The organism is Micromonospora sp. bgisy143 (genome assembly GCF_057708145.1).
In genome coordinates, this window is record NZ_JBYIRN010000015.1 from 82,860 (window position 1) to 93,924 (window position 11,065).

13 protein-coding genes are annotated in these 11,065 nt (G+C 75.2%); 4 read left to right on the forward strand and 9 right to left on the reverse strand.

Going from position 1 to position 11,065, the window contains the following annotated elements; genetic code table 11:
- Positions 1–3 precede the first annotated feature (3 nt).
- The 3 genes from tsaD to tsaB are packed head-to-tail and all read right to left on the reverse strand — an operon-like array spanning position 4 to position 2,199.
- Positions 4–1,050, reverse strand: coding sequence for a tRNA (adenosine(37)-N6)-threonylcarbamoyltransferase complex transferase subunit TsaD (gene tsaD / locus AC3EN4_RS18635; RefSeq protein ID WP_435207112.1), 1,047 nt, complete (start codon positions 1,048–1,050; stop codon positions 4–6).
- Positions 1,043–1,525, reverse strand: a complete 483-nt coding sequence (gene rimI, locus AC3EN4_RS18640) for a ribosomal protein S18-alanine N-acetyltransferase (RefSeq protein WP_422736915.1) — start codon at positions 1,523–1,525, stop codon at positions 1,043–1,045. Before rimI ends, tsaD begins: the two co-directional genes overlap by 8 nt.
- Positions 1,522–2,199: a tRNA (adenosine(37)-N6)-threonylcarbamoyltransferase complex dimerization subunit type 1 TsaB gene (gene tsaB, locus AC3EN4_RS18645; protein ID WP_435207113.1), complete on the reverse strand. Its 678-nt coding sequence runs from the start codon at positions 2,197–2,199 to the stop codon at positions 1,522–1,524. Before tsaB ends, rimI begins: the two co-directional genes overlap by 4 nt.
- A gap of 50 nt (positions 2,200–2,249) precedes the next feature.
- On the opposite strand from tsaB, the gene AC3EN4_RS18650 reads away from it, so the two are divergent.
- Together AC3EN4_RS18650 and AC3EN4_RS18655 are read left to right on the forward strand one after the other, a co-directional pair.
- Positions 2,250–2,525 (forward strand): hypothetical protein, encoded by a 276-nt coding sequence (locus AC3EN4_RS18650; protein ID WP_435207114.1) that lies wholly within the window; start codon positions 2,250–2,252, stop codon positions 2,523–2,525.
- A 145-nt stretch (positions 2,526–2,670) separates the two neighbouring features.
- A complete protein-coding gene (locus AC3EN4_RS18655) occupies positions 2,671–3,375 on the forward strand; it encodes a helix-turn-helix domain-containing protein (protein ID WP_435207115.1) in 705 nt (234 codons plus the stop codon).
- A gap of 85 nt (positions 3,376–3,460) precedes the next feature.
- Here AC3EN4_RS18655 and ung read toward each other — a convergent pair whose 3' ends face one another.
- The 6 genes from ung to AC3EN4_RS18685 all read right to left on the reverse strand — a co-directional run bounded on the left by ung (position 3,461) and on the right by AC3EN4_RS18685 (position 8,902).
- A complete protein-coding gene (ung, locus tag AC3EN4_RS18660; RefSeq protein ID WP_435207116.1) occupies positions 3,461–4,162 on the reverse strand; it encodes a uracil-DNA glycosylase in 702 nt (233 codons plus the stop codon).
- Positions 4,163–4,227: 65 nt separating this feature from the next.
- Entirely contained in the window at positions 4,228–4,710 is a 483-nt protein-coding gene (tsaE, locus tag AC3EN4_RS18665; protein ID WP_422736919.1) for a tRNA (adenosine(37)-N6)-threonylcarbamoyltransferase complex ATPase subunit type 1 TsaE, read from the reverse strand.
- Positions 4,707–5,810 carry an alpha/beta fold hydrolase gene (locus AC3EN4_RS18670; RefSeq protein ID WP_435207117.1) on the reverse strand — a complete coding sequence of 368 codons (1,104 nt, stop codon included), beginning with the start codon at positions 5,808–5,810 and terminating at the stop codon, positions 4,707–4,709. The genes tsaE and AC3EN4_RS18670 overlap by 4 nt, the downstream gene beginning before the upstream one ends.
- Positions 5,810–6,928, reverse strand: coding sequence for an alanine racemase (alr, locus tag AC3EN4_RS18675; protein WP_435207118.1), 1,119 nt, complete (start codon positions 6,926–6,928; stop codon positions 5,810–5,812). Before alr ends, AC3EN4_RS18670 begins: the two co-directional genes overlap by 1 nt.
- A gap of 80 nt (positions 6,929–7,008) precedes the next feature.
- Positions 7,009–8,478 (reverse strand): NAD(P)H-hydrate dehydratase, encoded by a 1,470-nt coding sequence (locus AC3EN4_RS18680; protein ID WP_435207119.1) that lies wholly within the window; start codon positions 8,476–8,478, stop codon positions 7,009–7,011.
- A gap of 55 nt (positions 8,479–8,533) precedes the next feature.
- On the reverse strand, positions 8,534–8,902 hold the full coding sequence (locus AC3EN4_RS18685; protein ID WP_422736923.1) for a holo-ACP synthase: 369 nt from the start codon (positions 8,900–8,902) through the stop codon (positions 8,534–8,536).
- 175 nt (positions 8,903–9,077) lie between these two features.
- Between AC3EN4_RS18685 and AC3EN4_RS18690 the strand changes: the two genes are divergently transcribed.
- Both AC3EN4_RS18690 and AC3EN4_RS18695 read left to right on the forward strand, forming a co-directional pair.
- Positions 9,078–9,374, forward strand: coding sequence for a hypothetical protein (locus AC3EN4_RS18690; protein WP_435207120.1), 297 nt, complete (start codon positions 9,078–9,080; stop codon positions 9,372–9,374).
- The gene (locus AC3EN4_RS18695; protein ID WP_435207121.1) at positions 9,371–10,954 is read left to right on the forward strand and encodes an alpha/beta hydrolase; all 1,584 of its coding nucleotides are present in this window, start codon (positions 9,371–9,373) and stop codon (positions 10,952–10,954) included. The genes AC3EN4_RS18690 and AC3EN4_RS18695 overlap by 4 nt, the downstream gene beginning before the upstream one ends.
- Positions 10,955–11,065 lie beyond the last annotated feature (111 nt).

The window sequence follows — 11,065 nt, forward strand, 5'->3', positions numbered from 1 at the left end:
CCGTCACACGCTGACCGTGGTCAGCGGCAGCGCCGAGTCGGCCGGCAGGTCCAGCCGGCTCGGCGCCACCCCGGCGGCGACCAGGTGCGATCCGAGCGCGGCCACCATCGCCCCGTTGTCGGTGCAGAGCTTCGGCCTCGGCACCCGGACCCGGATGCCGTACTTCTCGGCCCGCTCCTCGGCCATCGCCCGGAGCCGGGAGTTGGCCGCCACTCCCCCGCCGATCACCAACGTCTCGATTCCCTGCGCCCGGCAGGCGGCGATCGCCTTGTTGGTCAGCACGTCACAGACCGCCTCCTGGAAGGACGCGGCCACGTCGGCGACCGGCACCGGCTCGCCGGCGCGCTGCCGTGCCTCCACCCAACGGGCCACCGCCGTCTTCAGGCCGGAGAACGAGAAGTCGTACCGGTGGGCGGCCAGGTCCTTCGCGGCGGTGAGGCCGCGCGGGAAGGCGATCGAGGCCGCGTCACCCGAGCGGGCCTCCCGGTCGATCGGCGGACCGCCCGGGAACGGCAACCCGAGCAGCCGGGCGACCTTGTCGAACGCCTCACCGGCCGCGTCGTCGATGGTCGCGCCGAGCGGGGTGACGCCCCGGGCCAGGTCGTCGACCAGCAGCAGGGACGAGTGCCCGCCGGAGACCAGCAACGCGATGGCCGGTTCGGGGAGCGGGCCGTGTTCCAGGGTGTCCACCGCAACGTGCGCGGCGAGGTGATTGACGCCGTACACCGGCTTCTCCGCGGCGAGGGCGTACCCCTTGGCGGCGGCGACGCCGACGAGCAGCGCGCCGGCCAGACCGGGACCGGAGGTGACCGCGATGGCGTCGATGTCGGCGAGGGTGACGCCGGCGTCGGTCAGCGCCCGCTGCATGGTCGGCACAATGGCCTCCAGGTGGGCCCGGCTGGCCACCTCCGGCACCACGCCCCCGAAACGGGCGTGCTCCTCGACGCTGGACGCGAGCGCGTCGGCCAGCAGGGTGTGCCCGCGTACGATGCCGACGCCGGTCTCGTCGCACGAAGTCTCGATGCCCAGGATCAGCGGTTCATCAGCCATGGTCGTGTGGTCCGTCCCCGGTCGGCTCGGCGTCGCGCCGCATGACCAGCGCGTCGGTGTTGCTCGGTTGGTAGTAGCCGCGACGCACCCCGATCGGCTCGAACCCGTACGTCGCGTAGAGACGCTGGGCGGCGGCGTTGTCCACGGCCACCTCCAGCAGGGTGCTGCGGGCGCCCCGACGGTTCGCCTCGGCGAGCAGTTCCTCCAGCAGGACGCGGCCGATGCCACGCCGCTGGACGTCCCGCCGGACGGCGATGACCTGCACCCACACCTCATCGGGTGGAGCGCCGGCGAGCCCGGCGTAGCCCAGTACCGCCCCGTCGGTGTCGACGGCGACCCGGTAGTGGTGCCCGTTGGCCAACTCGTTCCAGAACATGGCCGGCGACCACTGCCCGGCGCCGAACAGGTCCGCCTCGAGCGGCATCGCCTCTTCGACGTGCCACCAGCGGAACCGTTCCAGCCGGACGGATGTCACGGGAGGACCGGTTTGCGACCGGTGGCCGCCACGGCGTCGGGACGGCGCAGGTAGAGCGGGGTGAGTCGCTCGCCGGGCGCGCCGGCCCGGATCCGCTCGGCGGCCAGCAGCGCCAGCACGCTCGCCTCCGGGTAGCGCGGCTCGACCCGTACCGGCAGGTCCAGAGCTTCGGCGTACCGGTGCGCGCCGTCGCCGACCGCGACCGTCGCACCCAGCTCCCGGGCGCGGGCGGCGGCCACCGCCGGCGCGGACACCTCGGGGCCGACGATCCGCTGGCCGGCGCCGTCGTAGACGGCCCAGTACAGCTCCTTGCGGCGGGCGTCGCTGGCCGCCAGCACCGGCTCGCCGGCGGCCGCCGGGTGGCCGATGGCGTCCAGGGAACAGACACCGTACGTGGGTACGCCGAGCACCTGCCCCATGGTGGCGGCGGTGACCAGGCCGACCCGCAGGCCGGTGAACGGCCCTGGGCCGAGCCCGGCGACGATCGCGCCCAGGTCACGCGGGCGCGCGTCGGCGTCGGCGAGGACCGCGTCGACCTGCGGCGCGAGCAGTTCACCGTGCGCGCGGGCATCGACGGTGCACCGGTGCGCCCGGGACGTCACGCCGTCCGCCGAGATCTCCACCAACGCCGCGGTCACCGCGGGGGTCGAGCTGTCCACCACGAGTACGAGCACGGTTAGCCAGCCTAGCGGCCCCGCCACCGCCCCCGGTCACGCCCCGCCCCGTGACCGCACGGCGTGCCGGCCGACCGCCGCTGAACACCCTTGACCGGCACCACGAGGAGCGACGGGCGACGGGCGACGGGCGACGGGCGATCCGAACCCCTCGTGCCACACGCCCCGGCACACCCGGGCGACCAGCGACGAAGCGACCAGGCAACGGCAACGGCGACGACGGCGACGGCGACGGCGACGGCAACGGCAACGGCGACGGCGACGGCGACGGCAACGGCAACGGCGACAACCCCGGTGAGCGTGATGCCGGAGAGTCATCTAGATGACGGAGAGGCATCACGCTCACCGGGGTGACCGCCGCCATCTTCAGCCAGCGGCCGGAACCCACGCCGATCCCGGTGGGCAACCGCACTGAGTCGTCAATCCGCCGCAGGCTGTCGGGAACGCCTCGATCTGGGCCAGCATGCCGGGATGTCATCGACTCGCCTCGGCAACCTCCTCGGCGCCGCGCTACGGCAACAACGTCAACGACGCGAGCTGAGCCAGCGTCAGCTCGCCGGGCTCGCCGAGGTCAGCCAGACGGCGGTGGCCCGGATCGAACGCGGCGAGCGCTCGCCGAGCATCCCGGCGCTGGAGCGGCTGTTCGCCGCGATGGACGTGCAGTTGGCGGTCGCGGTCGAGCCGCTGGACGCGCACCTCGACGCCCGCATCGACGAACTGGCAGCCAAGCCGATCGCCGAACGCATCGACGAGCTGGGCCTGGATGAGATGCTCGACCGGCTCCCCGACCTTCCGCAGGTGCTCACCGGCGGCACGGCGGCACTGTTGCAGGGCGCGCCGGTGCCGGTCGATGCCGTGGAGATCGCCCTCCGGTGGGAGGACTCGAAGCGGTTCACCGCCTGGCTGGAGGCGAACTACGGGCAGCGCTGGAACGCCCGCTGGGAGGAGTTCGGCGGGGTGTGGTTGGAGCCGGAGGAGCCGGGCGAGCATCGCTGGTCGACCCGGTACGGCGAGATCAGGGCGACCATGTGCGACGAGCTGCCGGAGACGATCGAGGTGCGTCACGGTGGCCGCGACTACCGGGTGGTGCCGCTGGTCGAGTTGGAGCTGACCGAGCCGCGGGCCGCCGACCTGCTGCGCCGCTACCGGGCCCGGCACCGCGCCGCCCAGGGCTGACCCGATCGCGCGGCGAGGGCCACGGGGTCTCGTCGCGCCATGCCGCACGGCCCGACAAGCCGACGGCACGGCACGCACCAAGGGGTCAGCCGGCGGTGCGCTCCCAGTCGATGGTGGGACGGCCGGCGTCGGCGAGGGCCTTGTTGGCAGCGCTGAACGGGCGGCTGCCCAGGAAGCCGCGCGGGTTCATCGGGCTCGGGTGACCGGCCTCCAGCACGACGTGCCGGGAGTTGGTGACCAGGCCCGCCTTCTTGCGGGCGTAGCCGCCCCAGAGGAGGAAGACCACCCGGTCCGGCAGCGCGTCCAGCGCCCGGATGGTGGCGTCGGTGAACTCCTCCCAGCCGGCGTTCGCGTGCGAGCCGGGAGTGGCCTGGCGGACGGTCAGCACCGCGTTGAGCAGCAGCACGCCCTGCGCCGCCCAGCCGTCGAGGTTGCCGCTGCGCGGCTTGGGCACGCCCACGTCCTCGCCCAACTCCTTGAAGACGTTGCGCAGTGACGGTGGCACCGACACGCCCTCGCGGACGCTGAAGCTCAGCCCGTGCGCCTGCCCGGCCCGGTGGTACGGGTCCTGCCCGAGGATCAGCACCCGGGTGGCCTCCGGCGGGCAGAGCCGGTACGCCGAGAAGAGGTCCTCCAGCGGCGGGAAGACGGTCTGCGTCGCGTACTCCCGGGCGACGAACTCGCCCAGCGCGGCCGTGCGGGCCGGATCGAGGTGCGGGGTGAGCACGGCACGCCACTGCTCCGGCAGCAGCGCCAGCAGATCCAGGGCGGGGGCATCGTCGGGCATCAGGAACCTCTTCCAGCGCGGGTCGGTCCCCCGCACTCTAGGCACCAGGTCCGACAACGCCGGCCCTAGCCCAGCTCGGCCAACCGTCGGGCCCAGTCGCCACCGACCGGGTCCAGCTCGACGACCCGGGTGTCGTCGTCACGGCGGTCGATGCGGACCCGCAGGTGCGCGTCGACCAACTGTTCCACCAGGCCCTCGCCCCACTCCACGACGGTCACCGAGTCGTCCACCGAGGCGTCCAGGTCCAGGTCGTCGATCTCGGCGCGCGGGTCGGTGGCGGCGCCCAGCCGGTACGCGTCAGCGTGCACCAGGGCCACCCGACCGCCCCGGGCCGGATCGGGCTGGTGCACGCGGGCGATCACGAACGTCGGCGAGGTGACGTCCCCGAGGACGTTGAGCCCGACGCCGACGCCCTGGGTGAGCGCGGTCTTGCCGGCGCCCAGCGGGCCGGTCAACAGCACCAGGTCACCGGCGCGCAGCAGCCCGGCGAGCCGGCGGCCGAACTCCCGAGTGTCCTCGACGGTCGGCAGTTTGACGACGAAACTCACCGGTCCTCCATGCTCTCCAGTGATTCGAGGAACCGCGCCAGCGCGGCGTTGACCTCGTCGGCGTGCTCCAGCATCACCACGTGACCACTATCTTTGATCTTGATGAACTCGGCGTGCGGCAGCCGCCGGACGATCTCCTCGGAGTGCGTCACCGGCGTGATCATGTCCTTGTCGCCGACGACCACCAGCACCGGCGCGTTCGCCAACGCCGCGAGCGCCGGAAAACGCGAGTGCGTGGCGAGGGTACGCAGGTAGCGGGTCACCGTGTCGGCCGAGGTCCGGGAGTTCATTGTCTCCACGTAGGACACCAGCCGGGGGCTGGGCTTGCGGGTGCCGAAGCCGTACTTGCGGGTCAGCAACCAGGCCACGTTCGACGTCGACTTGCGGGCCCTGTCGATCACCGGACCGCCGTACCGGGTGGCGTTGCTGACCATGTAGAGCACCGGACCACCGACCCGGCCCAGCAGCGCCGGCGCGACCAGCTTGGTCTCCGCGACGAGACCGCCCGACGTGGCCATCAGCACCGTGCCGACCACCCGGTCACCGAACAGCTCCGGGAACAGCTCGGCGAACGCCATGATGGTCATGCCGCCCATCGAGTGGCCGACCAGCACCAGTGGTCCGTCCGGGGCGACCCGGTCGATCACCCGGCGCAGGGTCCGGCCGAGCACCGCCAGGTCGTACTCGCCGGTCTCCAACCGGCCGGAGCGACCGTGACCGGGCTGGTCGTACGCCACGATCCGGTAGTCGCCGCGCGCGGCGAGCATCTTGCGCTGGAAGTGGAAGGTGCCCATGTCCAGGCAGAATCCGTGCACCAGCACCACCGTCGGGTGGCCCGGCACCGGACGGGTCGGCTCGACCACCTCGACGTGGATGTCGGTGCCGTCCGGCAGCTCCAGCCGGAACGCCTCGTCGTACCGTTGCTCCCCGAACGTCTCCTCGGCGTAGCGGTCGGCCGGGTCGGCCTTGAGCCGGCGGACCAGGGTGCGTTCGGTCGCGACGCCGGCGGCCAGGCCGGCCGCCGCCACCCCGACGGCCGCGCCGACCAGGCCGGCCACGCGGCCGGCCGCGGTCCGCGGACGCGGGATGCGGTACGCCATCAGGGGCGCTCGCCGTCGTAGACGCGCGGCACCCGGGTGCTGCCGAACCGGGTGACGATCTCGTAGTTGATGGTGCCGACCGCCTCGGCCCAGTCGTCGGCCGTCGGCTCGCCGTCGGCGCCGCTGCCGAACAGGGTCGCCACGTCGCCGTCGGCCACCGGGTCGTCGCCGCAGTCGATCACGAACTGGTCCATGCAGACCCGTCCGGAGATCGTCCGCCGCGCGCCGGCGAGCTGCACCGGCCCGGTGTTGGACGCGTGCCGGGGCACCCCGTCGGCGTACCCGAGCGGCACCACGGCGAGGTTCGCGTCCGACTCCGTCGTGTAGGTGTGGCCGTAGGAGACGCCGGTGCCGGCGGGCACCCGCTTGGTCAACATCACCCGGGCCCGGGCGGTCATCGCCGGACGCAGCCCGTACGTCTCGCCGGCCACCGGGGACAGACCGTAGACGGCCAGCCCGGGACGGACCAGGTCGAAGTGCGTGTCGGGGCGGGTCAGGGTGGCCGCCGAGTTGGCCAGGTGCCGCCAGCGGGGACGCAGTCCGGCCCGCTCGACCATGGCCAGGCCCTCGTGGAAGACGGCGAGCTGCCGGTCGGTGGTCGGGTGGCCGGGCATGTCGGCGTACACGAAGTGGCTCCACACCCCGACCACCTCAACCAGGCCGTCGGCCTGGGCCTTCGCGGCGGCGTCGAGCAGGGCCGGCCAGTCGGCGACGGTGGCGCCACCCCGCGACAATCCGGTGTCGATCTTCAGGTGCAGCCGGGCGGGACGCCCGGCACGCCGACTCGCCTCGATCATCTCGTCGAGCTGCGGCAGGCTGGCGGCACCGAGGTCCACCCCGGCGCTGACGCCCTCGTGCAGCGGCAACCCGGGCGCGAGCAGCCAGGCCAGCACGGGCGCGGTGATCCCGTTCCGGCGCAGCGTGAGCGCCTCGTCGAGGGTGCAGACGCCGAGCCAGTCGGCCCCGGCGTCCAGCGCCGCCCGGGCGGCCGGGAGCATGCCGTGGCCGTACCCGTCGCCCTTCACCACCGCCATCAGTTCGGCGGTGGTGCCGGAGCGGAGCCGGCTCACGTTCTCGCGGATCGCGTCAAGATCGACACGTACCTCGGCCTGCCACATGCGCCCAGCCTACTTTCCAGCCTGATCACCGTGGGCGGCGACGCTCGGCCCGGCGTACTCCTCGGGTCGATACGGGACGATCACGACAGCCGGGCGATGACCGGGCGCAGCGCGGCCACCACGTCGGGCGCGGTCACCGGGCCGCCGCGGGCCGCCTCCCGACCGGCCAGCCCGTGCAGGTACGCGGCCCCGGCGGCCGCCCGGTCCGCCGGCACCCCGGCCGCCAGCAGCGAGCCGAGCAACCCGGCCAGCACGTCGCCGGTGCCGCCGGTGGCCAGCGCCGGGGTGCCGGTCGGATTGACGTACGCCCGGCCGTCCGGCGTGCCGATCACCGTGCGGTCCCCCTTGAGCAGCACCACGGCGTTCATCCAGGCGGCCAGCCGCAGCGCGGACCCGACCCGGTCGCCGCCCGGCTCCTCCCCGCACAGCCGGGTGAACTCCCGGTCGTGCGGGGTGACCACGATCGGGGCGTCCCGGCCGCGCAACCGGTCGGCGAGTGAGCCGTCGACCAGCAGGGTCAGCGCGTCCGCGTCGAGCACCACCGGCACCGACGTCGCCAGGACGGCCCGCAGCTCGGCCGCCGCGTCGTCCCCGGTGCCCAACCCCGAGCCGCACACCCACGCCTGCACCCGGCCGGCGTCGGCCACGCGGGGCGTGGCGATCACCGAGGGGTGCTGGTGCAGCACCTCGGCGCGGGCCCCACCGGCGTACCGGACCAGGCCGGTCGGCCCGGCGAGCGCGCCGCCGACGGAGAGCACCGCCGCGCCCGGGTACGTCGCCGAGCCGGTCGCCACCCCCACCACACCCCGGGTGTACTTCTCCGAGGCGGCACCCAGCTCCGGCCACCACCGCACCAGGTCGGACCACTCGGTGACTCGCAGCGCCGGGCTACCCCGCAGCCACGGCTCCAACCCGATGTCGACCAGTTCCACCTGCCCCGCCAGCGCGGCGGCCGGCCCGACCACCAGGGCGGGCTTGAGCGCCCCGAAGGCGACCGTCACGTCGGCGCGGACGGCGGTGGGCCGGCCGGACGCGGACAGCGGCACGTGCCCGGTGTCCACCGCGACCCCGCTCGGCACGTCCACGGCGAGGACGGTGCTCCGCTGGCCGTCGCGCCCCCGCAGGTCGGCCAGGCGCTGGACGACCTCGTCCGCGTTCGCCCGCAGCCCACCCGTGCCGCCGATCCCGACGATGCCGTCGAGGACCAGGTCGACCGGACCGGCGGGACGGTCCACCAGCCGGCCACCAGCGGCGCGCAGCGCGGCCAGCCCGGCGACGTGCGCCCGGCCCGGAGTGAGCAGCAGGGCGGAGACCTCGACGCCGCGACGGGCCAGCCGCTCGCCGGCGTAGAGCGCGTCGCCGCCGTTGTCGCCCGAGCCCACGAGCAGCAGCACCCGGCCGCCGTACACGCCGCCGCGCTCGGCGAGCAGCAGGGCGGCCCGTCGGGCCAACCCGGCGGCGGCCCGCTGCATCAGCGTGCCCTCCGGCAGCGTGCCCATCAGCCCCGCCTCGGCGGCCCGTACGTCGGCCACCCGCCACACCGGTCTCATGTCACCGTGTCCCATCCGTTTCGCGGGCTGGCCGGCACGGCCCACCCGACCGACGTCACCGTTCCGCGACCACCATCGCCGACGCGATCCCACCGTCGTGCGAGAGCGAGAGGTGCCAGTGGTTGATGCCCCGCTCGACGGCCACCGCCGCCACGGTGCCCGAAACGCTCAGCCACGGCCGCCCGTCCGCGTCGGGCACGATCTCGCAGTCGTGCCACCGCAGGCCGGCCGGGGCGCCGAGCGCCTTGGCGACGGCCTCCTTGGCGGCGAAGCGGGCGGCCAACGACTCCGGCGAGCGCGGACCGCCGGAGCGGGTGACCCGCTCCGGCCCGGTGAAGAGCCGGTCGGCGAGCAGCGGCGTCCGCGCCAGGGACCGGGTGAACCGGTCCACCAGGACGACGTCGAGGCCGACAGCGACGATCACCAGACCACCCTACCGGCGGTGGCGGCGGCAGATTAGCCGTCGGGCCCGCCGGGGGCAACGCCTGTGGACACCCGGGGGTACGACCGCGGCCCGCTGTCCACAGGGCACTCCGACGCGGTCCGGCGCTGCCTAGCGTTCACCGCGTCGATGCCGATCCAGCACGGGGGTGGGATCTATGACCGAGGAGCCGTTCGCCGTCCGGCCGCAGGAGCTGCGCGCCGAGGCCGGCGCGCTCGACGACGAGGCGTACCGGTTGGCGTGGGGTCTGGCGCGGGTGCCCGGGCTGCTGGTGCCGGCGCCGGGCTGGCGTACGGCCGCCGCGTTGGCCGGGTTGGAGGCGGCCGGGCACGCCTGGTTCTGCCGGCTGGGCACGGCCTTGGCGGCGACCGCCGGTGGGGTCCGTGCCGCGGCCGAGGCGTACGAGACGGTGGACGACCGGGCCGCCGGTCGGTTCGCCACCGTGCCCCGATGAACGGGGTCGGCTACCGGCAGCTCTGGGCCGCCGATCCGGCCGGTTGGCGGGCGGCCGGATCGGCGTGGGCGGGGTTGACGGGCCCGGTCGACAGGTACGCCGACGAGCTGGCCGGCACGGCTGGACGGCTGCGGAGCGGCTGGTCCGGTGCGGCGGCCACGGCGGCCGACGCCCGGCTCACCGGGCTCCGCGCCGAGCTGACGTCGGTGACGCCGGCGCTGATCGAGGCCGACCAGACGCTTGCCGAGCTGGCCGGGCAGCTCGCCGTGGCGAAGGCGCGACTCGCCGAGGCGGTCGCCCGCGCCGAGGCGGCCGACCTGCTGGTGGACCGGACCGGCGGGGTACGGGCCGGCCCGTCGCACTCCACGCCGGCGGCCGCGATCGCGGTGGCGGGCGTGGCGGTGGCGGTGCGAGCGGCGATCGAGCGGGCCGACGCGGCGGACCGGGCGGCTGCCGACCGGTTGACCGAGTTGGCCCGTGCCGCCGGTACCGGCTGGGCGTCCCCGGCGCCGCCCGGCCGGCCGGCCGCCGGGGCGTCGCCACCGGTGGTACGCGCCTGGTGGTCCGGGCTGACCCCGCCCCAGCGGCGCTGGCTGGTCGGGCACGAACCGGCCCTGGTCGGCGGCCTGGACGGGGTGCCGGTGGCGGCCCGCGACCAGGCCAACCGCCTGCTGCTCGGCGCGCGGCGCGAGGAGCTGCTGGCCGAGCGGCGGCGGTTGCTGGCCCGGGTACCGCCGGGGCCACTGGCGTCGGTGCGACTGCGCGCGCTGGCAGCGCGGTTGGCCGGCCTGGACACGCTCACCGAGCGGCTGGCCGGCGGGCAGCCGCGGGCGTACCTGCTGGGGCTGGATCCGACCGGTGAGGGGCGGGTGGTGGTGGCGCTCGACGACCCGGATCATGCCGACCGGGTGCTGACCTACGTGCCGGGGATGACCGCCGGGCTGGACGACGCCCCCGGCGAGCTGGGCCGGGCCGCCCGGGTGCTGGAGCGCTGCGCGGCGCTCGCGCCGGGTGAGCGCAGCGCGGCGGTGCTGTGGCTGGATTACGACGCCCCGGACTTCCTCACCGAGGCGTCGTCCGCCGGCCAGGCCCGGGACGCCGGCCCGGCGCTGCACCGTTTCCAGGAGGGGTTGCGCGCCACCCACGAGGGGCCGCCGGCCCGGCAGACGGTGCTCGGGCACAGCTACGGGTCGCTGGTGGTGGGCGTGGCCGCCCGGGAGCACGGGCTGGCGGCCGACGCGTTGATGTTCGTGGGCTCGCCCGGGGTGGGTGTGGCGCACGCCGACGAGCTGGGCGTCCCGGCCGGGCAGGTGTGGGCCGCCAGAGCGCCCGACGACGTGATCCGCCTGGCCCGGCCGGTCGCCGAACTGGGCCGCCCGGCCCTGATGGGCGCGGCTCCGCTCGCGGCGGCGCTGGCCTGGCCGGAGCGGACCGGCCACGAGCTGTGGTTCGGTCACGACCCGGCGGACGCCGGATTCGGCGGCCGGGTGGTCCGCAGCGGTCGCGGCGGACACGCCGGCTACTGGGAGCCGGACAACCCGGCGCTGGACGGGATGGCCCGCGTCGTGCTGGGCCGGTGACGGGAACGGGCCGCCTGGGCCGTTGACGGCAGCGCCGCCTGGGCGGCGACGGACCGGCTGCGGGCGACGGGATCCGGGCCACCCGACCCGGCGTCGACGACGGAGCCCCGG